The following is a 16,738-nucleotide window of genomic DNA, read 5'->3' as shown; positions in this document are numbered from 1 at the left end:
TTCACAACTTCCTAACGCTGGGCTAAGCGTTGAAAGAAAAGAATCGGCTTGATCTTTGCTCAGCCCACACTCTTCGGCCACAGCATCCAGCGAAGCGTCGCTGATTCCAGCCTGCAAAGCAGCGAGGAATCTTTCTTCGCCGGGATAAACCCGTTCCACAATTACCTCAGCGGGAGTGGTCCCTATTTGGAATGAGGTGGGTGTGCGCCACAAGAGGGGCAGATCAGAATTGATTTTGTGCATGCAGCGAAGAATGCTGCAAAAACAAAATCATTGCTGCGAATCATCCACAGGTGGGATATTTCCATCCAATAAATCAGCCAGAGCGCGGTCCATTTCATCTGGCTCAGCAACCTCGCCACGAGCGGATGCTTCCATTCGCGCTATCAATGCAGCAGGGTTATCGAGGTCTTCCGCGGTGGGCATCAAATCAGGGTGAGACCACAGGGCATCGCGGGCTTCAGCACCCACAGCATCAGTGACCTGTTGCCACAACACAGTTGCTTCGCGCAAACGTCTTGGGCGAAGCTCCAAGCCAACCAGTGTTGCAAAGGCAGATTCTGCAGGGCCTCCCGATGCACGTCGACGACGAACGGTCTCGGCGAGTGCACTGGCCCGAGGCAGTCGTGTTGTCGCAGAGGAGGTCACAACATCGACCCAGCCTTCGATCAACGCAAGTTGTGTTTCTAGACGGCCTAGGGCAGCAAGCTGTTCTTCAGATTTGGGCGGGATGAGTGCACCGCTGGAGAGTGCCTCTTTGAGTTCGTCAGGGTGTTGCGGATCAAAGTTTCCTGCAATGTCTTCCACACGTGAGAGATCAATGGTGATGCCTCGAGCAAAATCTTGAATCGAGGAAATCAGATTGAGTCGAAGCCAACGGGCGTGACGGAAGAGTCGGGCATGAGCAAGTTCACGCACAGCAAGATACAGATGAACTTGATCCATAGGGATATCTAAGCCCGCACCAAATTCATCCATGTTCTGAGGCAGTAGTGCAGCTTGCCCCTCATCGAGGAGGGGAATGCCGACATCTCCACCAGAAACTACTTCTGTAGAAAGTTGACCAACTACATGGCCTAGCTGCATAGCAAAGAGAGTGCCACCGATTTGTTTCATGAGCTGGGATGCCCCCGCAATCATGCCTTTCATCTCTTCAGGTGCTTGATCGGTGAGGACACTGGTCAACGCGTTGGAGATGCTGTTGGCAACAGGTTCGGCAAGTTGTGTCCACAGCGGCATGGTTTGTTCAATCCACTCCAGTCGTGAAATTAATGCTGGTGTAGAGCTCAAATCAGAAATGCTGGTCGCTTCGGCTAGCCACAGGTTTGCCACGTGGAAAGCTTGGTCTATTTCTGCTCGTTGAATTGCAGTGACAGGCTTCACGGTAGACAGAGCATGGGATTTAGCCTGCTCCATGGCCATATTCCAGTTAATTCCTTCACCAGATGCACTGGCATTTATAGCTGCTTTGAATTGGTGCATGATGTTGGCCAGGCTGGCAGGATCATTGGGCAGGCCCGCGGCGGCAGCCAAGTGGCTCGCGTCTACGCCCTCTTTGCCAGAGAGAATATCCCGAATCATGTCGCGAAATTCGTCTTCGGGGGTGCGTTCGTTATCGTCCGCCATTGCCCATCCTTCTGCTTGGTATTTCAACGCTAAACCCCTGTTCCTGTTTTTCCTCTGAATTTCTGCAGAAAACGCGTGCGCTGGGCGCGAACATGGGGGAAATACACAGCATTAACTGCCACGCTTGTTGTAGTTCACCGTTTGCTACTTGGAAAGGGATCCACAGCTGTGACACTCTTCCATGCAGACGAGCAAGGGTTGCCTGAAAATGGGCATAAACCTCACAAAACTAAAGCCCAACGCCGACGGACTCTTGGCGTCACGTTTCTTGTGGGCTCTCTAGTCCTAGCAGTTGGTTTGGCTGCTGTTCCCTCTGCCTACGTCATAGAACAGCCTGGTCCCTGGTTTGACACCTTAGGTGCTGTCTCAATCCCGGATCCTGATAACGCAGACAAGAAGATCAAAATTCCTTTGATCACAATTGACGGGGCTGAGACGTACCCCACCCCTGGTGAACTAGACCTTCTCACTGTTTCGGTGCTCGGTAATCCGGAACAAACTCCGTCCTGGATTGAAGTTGCCGCGGCGTGGTTCGACCCAGCTAAAGCGGTAGTGCCCCTGGAAGCCATTTTTCCCAAACAAGAAACCAAAGAAGAACGAGAAGCCTCCAACACCGCACAGATGGTTAATTCGCAGCAGGACGCTATTGCTGCAGCTTTGACCAATCTGGGATATGACGTCATCGTGGGTGTTGAAGTTCTTGGCTTCACTGATCAATCCCCAGCCAAGGGTGTGCTGTCAATTGGGGATGTCATCACTTCCTTCAACGGCACCGCAGTTGAGAGTGTCCCTCAGTTGCGTGAACTGCTCAAAGAAAATGGCACACAAACCCCAGGAACAGTTAGTTTTCTCCGCAAGGGCGTTGCTCAAGAAGCACAGATAACCCCCATCGATGTTGACGGCAACACAGTGTTGGGAATTGGTGCCACAGCAAAATATGACTTCCCTTTTGAGGTCAAAATCCGGCTAGATGACGTTGGTGGCCCCAGCGCCGGAATGATGTTTGCGTTGGGAATTATCGACAAGCTCACTCCAGATGAGATGACCGCAGGAAATCACTTTGCTGGAACGGGAACCATTGATGCCCAAGGAAATGTGGGCCCCATTGGCGGTATTCGCCAAAAGCTGTATGGCGCCCAGAAAGCTGGAGCCGACTACTTCCTCGCACCGGTTGATAACTGTGACGAAGTAGTAGGTCACGTTCCTAGCGGAGTCAGTGTTTTTGCGGTTTCCACCCTGGATGAAGCCATCAACGTTATCAACTTCGTCGAAAAACACGGGGATAAGGCAGCAGCAATGAATGCCGAAATGAACATGTTCCCCACATGCCAGAATTGAGTCCATAACAATGAGTGAGGTTACTTCGTGAGTAATGCATCAACGTCTCCAATCCGACGCCTGGGCAACCGTGGGCCTGTGGCCATCACCGTCGGTATTTTGGTGGTCCTCCTTGTTGTGTTCTTCGCGTTCGCCAGCGTCTATGCAGATATCCTCTGGTACGACCAGCTGGGCTTCCTCAACGTCCTCACCACACAATGGTTTGCTGCCGCTGGTTTCTTTGTTGCTGGGTTTATTGCCATGGCGGTACCAGTATGGCTCTCGATCGAGATTGCTTACAGAAGTCGTCCTGTTTATGCGCGCCTGAATTCTCAGCTGGATCGCTATCAGGATGTCATTGAACCCTTACGCAAACTGCTGACCTGGGGTGTCCCCGCGCTTCTGGGTGTGTTCGCTGGTTTATCGACTGCGACCCGCTGGCCGCTGGCAATGCTCTGGTTCAATGGTGTCCCCACAGGAACTGTGGATCCTCAGTTCAAGATGGACATTTCGTTCTACCTCTTTGATCTGCCCTTCTTCAGAGCTGTTGTTTCCCTGTTCTCGGCAATTGTGTTGCTGTGTGGTTTGGCCGCACTCATTACCAACTATGTATATGGTTCGATCGCGATTGTTCGTCGCGAGCTACGTGTGGCCAAGGCAGCTCGCATTCAGCTGGCAATCACTGCCGCAATCTACATCGCTCTTCAAGGTGTGAGCATTTGGCTTGATCAATATGCAACCTTGAACAACGACACCGGTTTAATCACAGGCGCTGGATACACAGATGTAAACGCAACCATCCCTGGACTTCAGATCCTCTCACTGATTGCTCTTCTGGTTGCCCTGCTCTTCATAGTTACCGCCTTTACTGGCCGTTGGCGTCTGTCTCTGATTGGTACCGCAATGCTCGTCATTGCCGGTCTTGTCCTCACCATGGGTTACCCCTGGGTGATGCAGCGATTTGTCGTTGATCCTTCCGAGCGAAGCCTGGAAGCTCCCTACATTGCCCGGAACATTGAACTCACACGTGAAGCGTATGGGGTTGCAGATATTGATGCGTCGTCCTATAACGCCACCACTGATGCAACCCCTGGTGCTTTGCGTGCAGACGCTGAAACCACAGCAAGTATCCGAATCATTGACCCTGCACTTGTGAGTGCATCTTTTGCTCAGCTTGAGCAGTTCAAGCAGTACTACGCATTCCCGGGTGAGCTAGATGTTGACCGCTACACCATCGATGGAAAGTCCCAAGACTCTGTTGTAGCTGTCCGTGAGCTTAACCAGGCTGGTGTGGGAAGTAACCAGAGTTGGTACAACAACACTCTGGTTTACACCCATGGTTATGGCCTCGTTGCTGCATATGGAACAGAACGTTCCAGCGACGGTCAGCCCGTCTTCCTGCAAGCCGGTATTCCTTCAACCGGTGAACTTGGTGAATTCGAACCACGCATTTACTTCGGCGAGAACTCTCCGTTGTATTCCATCGTGGGTGGAACCTCCAGCACTAAGCCAGTTGAACTTGACTACCCTGCAGCTAGCGGAGAAAACGAACAGGTTTACAACACCTTTGCCGGTGATGGTGGACCCAAGTTAGAAAACGTGTTCAACCGTCTTGTCTATGCACTGAAGTTCCAAAGCGAAGAGATCCTTCTTTCGGACGCTGTCACCAATGACTCACAAATCATTTATGACCGCAATCCTCGTGAGCGCGTTCAGAAAGTAGCTCCATATCTGACCTTGGATTCTGACCCCTATCCCACTGTGGTTGATGGTCGAATTCTGTGGGTAATTGACGGTTACACCACAAGTGCAAACTATCCCTACTCCAAGATGGAGAGCCTCTCGGCAGCCATCAGCGACCAGCCACAACCCGCAAGTGCGTTTGTGCTCGATAACGTCAACTACATCCGAAACTCGGTCAAAGCAACAGTGGATGGCTATGACGGTTCAGTCACCCTGTATGCATGGGATGAAGAAGATGCTGTGTTGAAGACATGGCAGAAGATTTACCCCTCCAACATCAAGCCCATCAGTGAAATGTCTGCTGATTTGATGAGCCATGTTCGATACCCCACGGACCTGTTCAAAGCACAGCGTTCCATTTTGGGTCAGTACCACGTGACTGACCCGGGCTCCTTCTACTCAGGTGACGACGCATGGGTTACCCCTAACGATCCCACCGAGGCATCTGATGCAACCAAGTATCAGTCGCCCTATTACCTAACCATGAAGGTTCCTGGCGCGGATGCTCCTGCGTACTCGATTTACTCCACCTTTATTCCTAAGGCAACTGGTACGTCCAGTCGTAACGTGCTGACCGGTTACCTTGTTGCCAACTCAGATGCGGGAACTGAGGCAGGAAAGAAATCAGAGGAGTATGGAAAGCTTCGCTTGCTGACACTTCCTAAGGTTGTTACCGTTCCAGGTCCTGGACAGGTTCAGAACAACTTCAACGCTGACCCTGACGTGTCGAAGGAATTGAACCTGTTGTCACAGGGTTCGACCAACGTGCTCAAGGGAAACCTGCTCACACTTCCAGTTGGTGGCGGTCTGCTCTATGTCCAGCCGGTCTATGTTCAGTCCACTGGTAACACGAGCTACCCGCTGTTGAAGAAGATCCTTGTTGCCTTCGGTGACCAGATCGCCTTCGAAGACACCCTGCCAGAAGCTCTCGATGTTCTCTTCGGCGGTAATGCAGGCGTAGACCAACCCACAAACGAGGGTGCACAGCCACCAGAGAACGACCCTGCCGGTGGTTCTGGTGGAAGCACGTCAAACCCTGAACTGACCAAGGCTCTTAAGGATGCACAGAAGGCACTCACAGACCGTGAAGCTGCTCGAGTAGCTGGAGACTGGGCTGCCTACGGTGCGGCAGATGCTGCTTTGACTGATGCACTCAGCCGAGCATTGTCAGCCTCAGGGAGCTAGGTTCTTGTTCCGAGGTAAATACCTCGGAACACAAACCAACATCATCACTACGCCGATAAGTCCGGCAACACCGGTGACGGCAGATGCCACAGCGAGTGACAGTGCTGCCGTGAGTGCAGAAATACCTAACGGGGCCAGTGCTGCACCGGAATCAGTGATGAAACGCCACGCACCCAAGAAGGGTGCAGGGTTGTCTTTGTTGGCGAGGTCTGAAGCTAGGGTCAACAAAATTCCTGAACCGATGCCATTACCTATGGCGAATAAGAAAATCGTGAGGACAAACCACAACACGTTGGTGGGTAGATCATGTGTTGGTGCCAATGCGAGTAAAGCCACCGACATGATGATCATGGAGGGAACGATGGAGGCAAGTCGTCCCCATTTGTCCATAATCTGACCGCTGGTAAAGAACAGGGCAAAATCAACCGCGGTTGCTAAACCAATAATCAACGCAGTGTCCGAATCTTTGATTCCGATACTGACCGCCCACAGCGGGAAAATCACGGCACGTCCTGAACGCAAAGCCATAACCAAGGCAGAGGCCACTCCCAGCTTTGTGAGTATTGCTTTGTTCTTGTTGATGGTTGCCATGAGGCCGTGAGTTTCTTTCTCGACTTCGATTTCCCCCGGAGTTAGAGAAGCCCCTGATTCATCTTTGATGCGGGTAACGTGTCCGAAGGTTTTCTCAGGATCGGGCATAAACAGCAAAACCGCCCCCGCGGAGAGGGTGAATGCTGCCATCAACCAAAAAGCAGCCAGTGGATTATTTGTCAGGGCAAGAACTCCTGCCGAGAGGAATGGACCCATCACTGCCCCTGCACGAAACATTCCTCCCAACGTTGAGAGGGCACGTGCGCGATAGTGCAGCGGCACAAAACTCGTCAGAAAGGCATGTCTAGCCAGCGCGAATGCGCTGGTTGCTAAACCGATCAGGAATATTCCAGCACCAAGAATCAGGGGTGTTGTTGCAGCTAGAGCTAGTGCTGTTCCCAGCAGCGCGACGAGGGTGGACCACAACATGGCCATCCGTTCGCCTATGCGGGAAATGATCCATCCGCTGGGGATATCTCCGGTAACGATGCCGAGGGTAAGCATCCCCGCAACCAATCCTGCTGTCGCAAGATTTGCCCCAACATTTTGAGCGATAACCGGGACGATGGGGATGAATGCGGCCTCACCAGCAGCAAATAGCAGCGTGGGGAGGTAGACCGGAAGTGCTGCTTGACGCAGCTGAAATGGGGCACCGGAAGAAGTCATGTCTAGCCCAAGCCTACGCCCAGGACTCGGCCGGTAGGCTGGAGACATAATGCTTGATCTAGACCTCACCGAGAATATTCGTGCACTGCGCTCGACTTTTGCCGATATCACTGCTGTCGTTGATGTTGATCGGTTGAACGCTGAGATTGCTCGATTGAGTGAGTTAGCGGAAGCCCCCGATTTGTGGGATGACACCGCCTATGCCCAAAAAATCACGAGTGAACTCAGCCACCGCCAAGCTGAACTCAACAAGCTCAACAGCATTACCTCACGCCTGGATGATCTTGAAGTTTTGGTCGAATTAGCCAACGAAGCAGGAGATGAAGACTCAGCCAAAGAGGCACAGGCTGAACTGGAATCCATTACTGCTGTTCTGGGTGAGCTCGAAGTTCAGACACTGCTCAACGGTGAATATGACTCATATCCAGCAGTGGTCACCATACGTTCAGGTGCCGGGGGAGTCGATGCTGCAGACTTCGCTGAAATGCTGTTGCGAATGTATCTGCGCTGGGCAGAGAAGCACAATTACACCGTCAATGTTCTTGACACCAGCTATGCCGAAGAAGCCGGCATCAAATCCGCAACTTTCGAAGTGGATGCGCCCTACGCATTTGGAACATTGTCCGTCGAAGCTGGTACGCACCGTTTGGTGCGAATGAGCCCGTTCAACTCGGCAGGGAAACGGCAAACTTCCTTTGCCGCCGTTGAAGTCGTTCCCTTGATGCCGGAGTCTGCCGCGATAGAAATTCCTGAAAATGATATTCGGGTTGATGTCTTCCGTTCGAGTGGTCCAGGTGGCCAGTCTGTGAACACCACCGATTCTGCGGTGCGCATTACGCACTTGCCAACCGGAATCGTGGTGAGCTGCCAGAACGAGAAGAGCCAAATTCAAAACCGTGCCGCTGCTATGCGCGTGCTCACCTCACGTTTGTTATTGCTGCAGCGTGAAGAAGAAAACGCAAAAAAGAAGGAACTTGCTGGAAACATCACAGCTAGTTGGGGAGACCAGATGCGCAGCTACGTTCTCGCGCCCTATCAAATGGTCAAAGATTTGCGTTCCGAATATGAAGTCAATAACCCCACCCACGTTTTTGACGGGGATCTAGATGGCTTTATTGCGGCAGGTATTCGCTGGAGAAAGTCAGCAGAAACTCGCTAAAGCTTTCCAGCTGCTTTGCGTGCAAGCAATTCTTCGGCCACTGCCGTGTCACTGAAGGGAACGAGGTCGTCTCCGACGACAAAAAATTCTTCATGCCCCTTACCGGCGATGAACACCACATCACCAGCGGTGGCGTGAGATATTGCGTAGTGGAGTGCCTCGCCGCGGTCACGACGTTCAATAACTGCGTCAGGATTCTGAAAACCTCTACGGATATCAGCCACAATCTTGTCGCCATCTTCGTGGTGCACATCATCATCAGTGACAATCACGAGATCAGATGCGCTTTCCGCAATAGCGGCCATCTCGGGGCGTTTGCCCGCATCCCGATCGCCTGTGCACCCAAACACGGTGATGATCCGTTTGAAGTTGTAATCGGCCAACGCAGCTAAGCCCTGTTGTAAAGCATCGGGGGTGTGCGCGTAATCGATGATGACCAGTGGGGAGTCAGAGGTGGGCTGAATCTTGTTCATGCGACCAAAGACGGGAGTTAACTGTGGAAGCACCTCCACGATCTGGTGCGCAGTGAATCCTTCGGACAGCAAAATGCCTGAGGTGAGCAGCAGATTGTCTACGTTAAATCTGCCCACCAGCGAGCTCGACACGGAGGCAATTTCTCCTTCAAACTCGATGTCACACGCTAAACCACTGGCAGCGAGCTGGACATTGTGGGCCGTGATGGAGGACTGGGGATGTGCGGCAGAGCTCACACCGAGCACTGCGCGAGTAGGAAGGAAGGTGTTGAACATCTTTTCGCCATAGGCATCGTCGATGTTGAGAACCGCGGCAGGCGTGCCAGCGAGCTCAAAGATCTTCTCCTTGGCTGCTGCATAGGCTTCCATCGTGCCGTGGAAATCAAGATGATCACGAGTCAAATTGGTAAAGGCTACCTGTGCGAAACGAACTGCTCCGACGCGCTGCTGTTCGAGAGCGTGTGAACTCACCTCGATGCCCACATGCGTCACCCCGGCGTCAACAAATGAAGCCAAGATTTCATGAACCTGGCTGACTGATGGCGTAGTTAGTCCGGTAGAGACAAGTTTTTGACCATGAACGCCCACGCCCAGTGTGCCAATGCTTGCACACCGCAATCCCAGATGATCCCAAGCCTGAACAAGTAGCTGAACCACAGAGGTTTTCCCGTTCGTGCCAGTTACCCCCACGATGGTCAGATTGTGGGAAGGAAAACCCCAGAAAGCATCTGCAATGCGAGGGAGTTCCTTCCAGAGGTGAGGAACTGGGATGACCTCGCCGGAAAACTGAAGCCGCTGCGCAATTTCGAGTGCTTCCTTGCCCCACTGCTGATCAACCACAACGGTGTTGGCGCCTTTACTGATTGCTTGCTCAATAAACTCATGGCCTGACGCTCCGGTGCTTCCCATAGCAACGAACACATCACCGGTCTGGATCTGGCGAGAGTCTTGAACGAGGCGGTTACCCTCAACAACCTGGGGACCCCATGCCGAGTCAACCTCCGCGAGGTTCAGGCTACGGGGTGTTGCGGTCATAGTGAAACAGTCTGCCCTAAATGCAAGCGAGCAAAATCGAGGGTTTCAACCAAGAGGCTTAGTCTTTCTTCCTCCGACTTGGCTTTACGAGTATTGACCTCTGCAACCACGTGTCCATCCCACTCCTGAGCAGCCAGATGTTGCAGGACTTCCGCCACGGGCTGTTTACCGTAACCGGGAAGTAGGTGCTCATCGAAAATACGGTTGTCATCTGCTGCAGCTGATCCATCAGTGAGGTGGACATGGCGCAGGCGCTCGCCGTATTCCAACGTCAGTTCCATACTGTCGTGGCCAGAGAGAGCAGCGTGAGAAAAATCGAGAGTAATGGCATCACAGTCGAGTTCACGAGGGTCTGGTCCCGGTGCATAGGCCTGCATCTGGGAGTTTCGAACCTTCCAGGGGAACATGTTTTCAACGGCGATCGTGACGCCGGTGTTCTCGCTGGTTTGGCGAACGATGTCTAAAAACTTGTCGGCATAAGTGGATTGCCAGCGGAAAGGCGGGTGAACCACAACTGTGCTGGCACCGACGTTTACAGCTAGTTCTGCAGACTTTTCGAGCTTAATTTGAGGATCACGGCCCCAGACAAAGTGGGTGAGAAGTAAGACCGGAGCGTGAATAGAGAGCACAGGCATCTCGTAGGTGTCTATGAGCTTTTTGAGACCATCGACGCTTTGAGTAACAGGTTCGCGCGTGACCATCACCTCGACCCCGTCATAACCGGCTAGGTTTGCGAAACGAAAGCCATCCTCACAGGCCAGGGGGTATACGCAGGAAGCGCTCATTCCAACTTGAATCATTTGTTCCAGCCTAGTTGCCCAAGCTGGGTGCTGTGGGGGAGTTCTCGCCATATGGGCTGTGAATTAACCGGGAGTATTGCGCGGGAATTTTCTCAGCCTGTGAAGGCCGTAGACTTAGAGCTATGCCAGAAAACGACATGAAACCACGTAGTCGCGACGTTACAGACGGTATTGAAAAAGCCGCCTCTCGAGGAATGCTTCGTGCTGTTGGTATGGGAGACGAAGACTGGAGCAAACCCCAGATTGGTGTTGCCAGCTCGTGGAATGAAATAACCCCCTGCAACCTCAGCCTCGACCGACTGGCACAGGCCTGTAAAGAAGGCGTGCACTCCGGCGGTGGGTACCCACTCCAATTCGGAACAGTCTCGGTTTCAGACGGTATTTCCATGGGCCACGAGGGAATGCACTTCTCTCTGGTATCTCGTGAGGTCATTGCTGACTCGGTTGAAACAGTCATGCAGGCAGAGCGCCTCGACGGTTCTGTTCTCTTGGCTGGGTGTGACAAGTCACTTCCAGGCATGTTGATGGCTGCTGCACGTCTAGATCTGGCCTCTGTCTTCCTCTACGCAGGATCTATTGCCCCTGGTTGGGTACGTCTTTCTGACGGCACCGAAAAGAACGTCACCATCATCGACGCTTTTGAAGCTGTGGGTGCCTGCAAGGCCGGCACCATGAGCGAAGAAGACCTCGATCGTATTGAGCGCGCTATCTGCCCCGGTGAGGGTGCGTGTGGCGGAATGTACACCGCCAACACCATGGCCTCCATCGCTGAAGCACTCGGCATGAGCCTGCCAGGTTCTGCAGCCCCACCCAGTGCAGACCGCCGCCGTGACTACTACGCTCACCGTTCAGGTGAAGCGGTTGTCAACCTGATTCGTCAGGGAATTACTGCGCGAGACATCATGACCAGAAAAGCGTTCGAAAACGCAATCGCTGTTTTGATGGCTTTTGGTGGATCGACCAACGCCATTCTTCACCTGCTTGCCATTGCACGTGAAGCAGACGTTGATCTCACTCTGGATGACTTCAACAAAATTGCTGACAAGGTTCCCCACATCGGTGACCTCAAGCCTTTCGGTCAGTACGTCATGAACGATGTTGACCGTGTTGGTGGTGTCCCTGTCGTGATGAAGGCTCTTCTCGACGCAGGTTTGATGCATGGTGATGTGATGACGGTTACTGGTAAGACCATGGCCGAAAACCTTGAAGAGTTGAATCTCATGCCTCTTGATGGTGAAGTTATCCGCACTCTGGATAACCCCATCCACGCAACAGGCGGAATTTCGATTCTGCATGGAACTCTGGCTCCCGAAGGAGCTGTGGTGAAGACTGCAGGGTTTGATTTAGATGTATTTGAAGGCCCTGCCCGCGTATTTGAGCGCGAACGCGCCGCAATGGATGCCCTCACCGAAGGCAGCATCAAGAAGGGCGACATCGTTCTCATCCGCTACGAAGGCCCTAAGGGTGGCCCCGGTATGCGCGAGATGTTAGCAATTACTGCTGCCATCAAGGGTGCGGGACTGGGTAAAGATGTTCTACTATTGACAGACGGACGATTCTCAGGCGGCACAACCGGACTGTGTATCGGCCATATAGCTCCCGAGGCAGTTGACGGTGGACCCGTTGCCCTCGTGCGCGATGGTGATCTCATACGGGTCGATATCGCAGCTCGGACGCTCGACTTACTCGTCGACGAATCAGAGCTCGAAGCTCGCCGAATCGGCTGGGCTCCGCTCCCTCCGCGTTACACCAGAGGTGTACTTGCTAAGTACTCCAAGCTGGTTCATTCCGCATCAGAGGGTGCGATTACTGGGTAACGACGCCCGATCACTTTTCGCTTTCTCACATTAAGGGATTCACGATGTCTACGGAATCACTCCCCACATCCGCGCCTAGCGCTTCCTCCACCGCGCCTGAAATGACCGGTGCAGAAGCTGTTGTGCGCTCGCTGGAGCTCCTCGGCGTAACCGATGTATTCGGTCTGCCCGGTGGCGCCATCCTGCCGGTCTATGACCCACTGATGGATTCCAAGAAATTGCGCCACATTCTGGTCCGTCACGAGCAAGGTGCAGGCCACGCGGCTCAAGGTTACGCTTCGGCAACCGGAAAAACTGGTGTCTGCATCGCGACCTCTGGTCCAGGTGCGACAAACCTAGTGACCGCCATTGCTGACGCCTACATGGACTCTGTTCCACTATTGGCCATTACCGGCCAGGTGTTCTCTCACCTGATGGGGACAGACGCCTTCCAAGAGGCAGACATTGTGGGAATCACGATGCCCATTACCAAGCACTCTTTCTTGGTAACCAAGGCAGAAGACATTCCTGCCACTATTTCCGCGGCGTACCACATTGCATCCACAGGACGTCCAGGCCCTGTCCTCGTTGACATCACGAAGGATGCTCAACAGGCACTTGCGCCCTTTGTGTGGCCGCCTAGCATTGACCTCCCTGGCTACCGTCCAGTTACCAAGGCACACGGCAAGCAGATCCAAGCAGCAGCAGACCTGATTGTTGAAGCCAAGAAGCCCGTGTTCTATGTCGGTGGTGGAATCATCCGCTCGGGTGCCTCCGCTGAACTGCTCGAGCTTGTGAACCTCGTGGGAGCACCAGTAGTAACCACGCTGATGGCTCGAGGTGCATTCCCCGACAGCCACGAAAACAACCTCGGTATGCCAGGTATGCACGGAACTGTTCCTGCTGTTCTTGCTCTGCAGGATGCTGATCTGTTGATTACCCTGGGTGCGCGTTTCGATGACCGTGTCACCGGTAAAGCCTCTCTGTTTGCCCCCAATGCCAAAGTTATTCACGTTGATATTGATCCTGCTGAAATCGGCAAGATTCGTGCTGCAGAAGTTCCCATCGTGGGAGATCTCAAGGACGTTATTTCTGACCTTATTGAGGTCTATAAAGAAACCCCTGGAGCGAAGAAAGCAGACTTCAGTGAGTGGTGGAGCACCCTCAATTCTCTGCGTGAAGAGTACCCTCTTGGCTATGCAGAGCCCACAGACGGCTTATTAGCGCCTCAGCACATCATTACGCGCATCGGTGAACTTTCCGGCCCAGAAGCCATTTACACCTCCGGTGTTGGACAGCACCAAATGTGGGCTGCCCAGTTCATCAAGTACGAGCGTCCCAACGCGTGGCTGAACTCTGGTGGTGCTGGAACCATGGGATATTCCGTTCCTGCCGCTATGGGAGCCAAGGTGGGTGAACCCGACCGAATCGTCTGGGCGATTGACGGTGATGGTTGCTTCCAAATGACCAACCAAGAATTGGCTACCTGCACTATCAACAACATCCCCATCAAAGTTGCCGTCATCAACAACTCCTCATTGGGTATGGTTCGCCAGTGGCAGACACTGTTCTATGACGGTCGATACTCCAACACTGACTTGAACACCGGTCACGACACCATTCGTGTTCCAGATTTCGTCAAGCTAGCTGACGCATATGGTGCCCTGGGCATTCGCGTCACCAAGGAAGAAGAAATCGACGCCGCCATCAAGCTTGCTCTTGAGACCAACGACCGTCCTGTGGTGATTGACTTTGTCGTCAGTGCAGATTCAATGGTGTGGCCGATGGTTCCTCAGGGAGTCAGCAACAGTTATGTCCAATACGCCAGGGACCACGCTCCGACGTGGGATACCGACGAATAAGGGGGAGGAAAGACTATGAGTACCCACGTTCTAAGCCTCCTCGTTGAGGACAAGCCAGGTTTGCTAACTCGCGTTGCAGGTTTGTTTGCTCGTCGCGGATTCAACATTGAATCTCTTGCGGTAGGTCACAGCGAAATAGAAGGCCTCTCGCGCATCACCGTTGTGGTGGATGTTGAGAACCTACCGCTGGAGCAGATCACCAAACAGCTCAACAAACTCATCAACGTGATCAAGATTGTTGAACTGGATCCTGAACAGTCCGTCATGCGCGACCACATGCTCATCAAGGTTCGCGTTGATAATTCAACTCGTTCGCAGGTTCTCGAAGCTGTGACGCTTTTCCGTGCCCGAGTAGTTGATGTGGCAAATGATGCCCTGGTGATCGAAGTAACCGGTAATGGCGCAAAGATTTCAGCATTCCTCAAGGTGCTTGAACCTTATGGAATCAAAGAGATTGCACAGTCTGGCGCGATTGCGATTGGTCGTGGAAGTAAATCCATCACCGAGCGTGTGTTCAAAAACTAACGATTTTTAGATTTTCTAAACCTACAAACAAGGAGAAATGACAAAGTGACTGAAATTCACTACGACAAGGATGCTGACCTCGAGCTCATCAAGAGCAAGAAGGTTGCAGTTATCGGTTACGGCTCTCAGGGCCACGCACACGCACTCAACCTTCACGATTCAGGTGTTGACGTAGTGGTCGGTCTGAAGGCTAACTCAAAGTCAATCGCTAAAGCAGAAGAGGCTGGCCTCAAGGTCATGACTACTGCTGAAGCTGCAGCATGGGGTGACGTCATCGTCATTCTCGCTCCAGACCAGGTTCAGCGTCACTTGTACGCAGATGACATTGCTCCGAACCTTTCAGCAGGTAAGACCCTCATCTTCGGTCACGGTTTCAACATCCGTTACGGATACATCACCGCTCCTTCGAACGTCGACGTTGCTCTCGTAGCACCAAAGGGCCCAGGTCACACTGTACGCCGCGAATACCTGGCAGGCCGTGGAGTTCCTGTCATCGTTGCTGTCGAGAACGATGCAACAGGAAACGCCTGGGAGACCGCATGGTCTTACTCCAAGGCAATCGGTGGTCTGCGTGCCGGTGGTATCAAGACCACCTTCACCGAGGAAACCGAGACTGACCTCTTCGGTGAGCAGGCTGTTCTCTGTGGTGGTGCTTCACAGCTGGTCATGTACGGCTTCGAGACCCTCGTTGAGGCTGGCTACCAGCCTGAAATCGCCTACTTTGAGGTTCTGCACGAACTCAAGCTCATCGTGGACCTGATGTGGGAAGGTGGCATCGCCAAGCAGCGTTGGTCTGTTTCCGACACTGCAGAGTTCGGTGACTACGTTTCCGGTCCACGCGTTATTGACCCATCGGTCAAGGAGCACATGAAGGAAGTTCTTGCAGACATCCAAAACGGTGCATTCGCAACCCGCTTCATCAACGACCAGGATGCTGGAGCTCCCGAGTTCCTCGCTCTTCGTGAAAAGGGTGCTTCTCACCCCATCGAGGCAACTGGTCGCAAGCTGCGTGAACTGTTCGCATGGCGCCCCCAGGACAAGGACTACACCGAGGGTTCTGCAGCCCGCTAGTCATTAGCTACAGAGAGGATGCGCCGCGCGCGTCACACATGAGTACTCATGAAGATGATGCCCTCAGTTGGGCAGGCGATGAAGATCGCCTGGTCACTGGGGCACCACAGAGTGCCAAACGTGATGCACGCGGCGCATCTTCTGTTAATTCCTCCACAAAAGAAGCAGGAGACGGCACCGGCGAAAATGTTCAGACCGGCCTGAGCTCGATTGCTTTGGTTGGCTTTGGCATTTTTGGTGGCATATATCTGCTCTACAGCGTTGCGTGGTTGATTACCGCTCTGCGTAATCCCACGCAAATAGCTGACCCATTGGGCAACAGCATGTTTGTGTTGGGATTGTGGCTGGCAGTTGCTGCCCCTTCGCTCTGGTTTGCAGCCGTGCTTTACCTCGGATTAACAAGCTCGGTAACAAAGCGAATGGTGTACTTGCTTCTTGGAGCATTCGTGCTCATTCCATGGCCCTACCTCGCTTGGGCGGGTTAGTGATGGAACAGAAAATTCGTCGCGGCATAACAGGCTGGATCTTGGTTGCCATTTTTGCCCTGTTTTTTGCCTATGACGTGTGGGAAGGCATTGGTAACTTTTTCGGCGTACTCTCGCAAAGTTTCTCTTTGGGTATTGGGCTGAGTGTCTTTGGATGGTTCGCCATCATCCTCGGAATACTTGCGCCGCTAGTTTTGTTTTTTCTGGCGTTGTGGGTCTCCAGAAAAAAGAAACTGCTCCCAAGTTTTGTCATTTTCATTGTGGCTTTGAGTGTGTCAGCCGTGATTGGCGTAGACCTGGTGTTGGGCACCAACGCTTTCCTCATTTTCAGTGTTAGTTAGGGCAATTTCGCCCGAAAGTGCTCGGGTAGACTTGAGTCTTCTCGTGCGAAAAGTTAGTTAAGG

The 16,738-nt window shown here is 53.0% G+C and carries 13 protein-coding genes; 9 read left to right on the top strand and 4 right to left on the bottom strand.

Annotated elements, in window-relative coordinates; genetic code table 11:
- Positions 1–270: 270 nt before the first annotated feature.
- On the bottom strand, positions 271–1,626 hold the full coding sequence (locus AINA4_RS05375; protein WP_281786460.1) for a zinc-dependent metalloprotease: 1,356 nt from the start codon (positions 1,624–1,626) through the stop codon (positions 271–273).
- Between the two features lie 270 nt (positions 1,627–1,896).
- Between AINA4_RS05375 and AINA4_RS05370 the strand changes: the two genes are divergently transcribed.
- Positions 1,897–2,964: a S16 family serine protease gene (locus AINA4_RS05370; RefSeq protein ID WP_281786459.1), complete on the top strand. Its 1,068-nt coding sequence runs from the start codon at positions 1,897–1,899 to the stop codon at positions 2,962–2,964.
- Positions 2,965–2,991: 27 nt separating this feature from the next.
- On the top strand, positions 2,992–5,871 hold the full coding sequence (locus tag AINA4_RS05365) for a UPF0182 family protein (RefSeq protein ID WP_281786458.1): 2,880 nt from the start codon (positions 2,992–2,994) through the stop codon (positions 5,869–5,871).
- Here the strand turns inward: AINA4_RS05365 and AINA4_RS05360 are convergent.
- A complete protein-coding gene (locus AINA4_RS05360) occupies positions 5,860–7,128 on the bottom strand; it encodes an MFS transporter (protein ID WP_281786457.1) in 1,269 nt (422 codons plus the stop codon). The two genes, AINA4_RS05365 and AINA4_RS05360, sit on opposite strands and share 12 nt — an antisense overlap.
- Positions 7,129–7,177: 49 nt before the next feature.
- On the opposite strand from AINA4_RS05360, the gene prfB reads away from it, so the two are divergent.
- Positions 7,178–8,287: a peptide chain release factor 2 gene (gene prfB / locus AINA4_RS05355; protein WP_114129211.1), complete on the top strand. Its 1,110-nt coding sequence runs from the start codon at positions 7,178–7,180 to the stop codon at positions 8,285–8,287.
- Here prfB and AINA4_RS05350 read toward each other — a convergent pair.
- Complete coding sequence (locus AINA4_RS05350) at positions 8,284–9,795, bottom strand: UDP-N-acetylmuramoyl-L-alanyl-D-glutamate--2,6-diaminopimelate ligase (RefSeq protein WP_281786456.1); 1,512 nt, start codon at positions 9,793–9,795, stop codon at positions 8,284–8,286. The two genes, prfB and AINA4_RS05350, sit on opposite strands and share 4 nt — an antisense overlap.
- On the bottom strand, positions 9,792–10,595 hold the full coding sequence (locus tag AINA4_RS05345) for a sugar phosphate isomerase/epimerase (RefSeq protein ID WP_281786455.1): 804 nt from the start codon (positions 10,593–10,595) through the stop codon (positions 9,792–9,794). The genes AINA4_RS05350 and AINA4_RS05345 overlap by 4 nt, the downstream gene beginning before the upstream one ends.
- A 122-nt stretch (positions 10,596–10,717) precedes the next feature.
- Between AINA4_RS05345 and ilvD the strand changes: the two genes are divergently transcribed.
- The 6 genes from ilvD to AINA4_RS05315 are packed head-to-tail and all read left to right on the top strand — an operon-like array spanning position 10,718 to position 16,675.
- Positions 10,718–12,412 (top strand): dihydroxy-acid dehydratase, encoded by a 1,695-nt coding sequence (ilvD, locus tag AINA4_RS05340; RefSeq protein ID WP_281786454.1) that lies wholly within the window; start codon positions 10,718–10,720, stop codon positions 12,410–12,412.
- Positions 12,413–12,456: 44 nt separating this feature from the next.
- The gene (locus AINA4_RS05335) at positions 12,457–14,253 is read left to right on the top strand and encodes an acetolactate synthase large subunit (protein ID WP_281786453.1); all 1,797 of its coding nucleotides are present in this window, start codon (positions 12,457–12,459) and stop codon (positions 14,251–14,253) included.
- 15 nt (positions 14,254–14,268) lie between these two features.
- Complete coding sequence (gene ilvN, locus AINA4_RS05330; protein WP_114129207.1) at positions 14,269–14,778, top strand: acetolactate synthase small subunit; 510 nt, start codon at positions 14,269–14,271, stop codon at positions 14,776–14,778.
- 45 nt (positions 14,779–14,823) lie between these two features.
- A complete protein-coding gene (gene ilvC, locus AINA4_RS05325; RefSeq protein ID WP_096380560.1) occupies positions 14,824–15,849 on the top strand; it encodes a ketol-acid reductoisomerase in 1,026 nt (341 codons plus the stop codon).
- A gap of 38 nt (positions 15,850–15,887) precedes the next feature.
- Positions 15,888–16,334 (top strand): hypothetical protein, encoded by a 447-nt coding sequence (locus tag AINA4_RS05320; protein ID WP_281786452.1) that lies wholly within the window; start codon positions 15,888–15,890, stop codon positions 16,332–16,334.
- 2 nt (positions 16,335–16,336) lie between these two features.
- Positions 16,337–16,675 (top strand): hypothetical protein, encoded by a 339-nt coding sequence (locus AINA4_RS05315; protein ID WP_281786451.1) that lies wholly within the window; start codon positions 16,337–16,339, stop codon positions 16,673–16,675.
- The last annotated feature ends 63 nt before the right edge of the window (positions 16,676–16,738 follow it).

This window comes from Aurantimicrobium sp. INA4, from assembly GCF_027924525.1.
Classification (GTDB): domain Bacteria; phylum Actinomycetota; class Actinomycetes; order Actinomycetales; family Microbacteriaceae; genus Aurantimicrobium.
The sequence above is the reverse complement of the archived record's forward strand: the minus strand, read 5'-3'. Positions and strand labels throughout refer to the sequence as shown.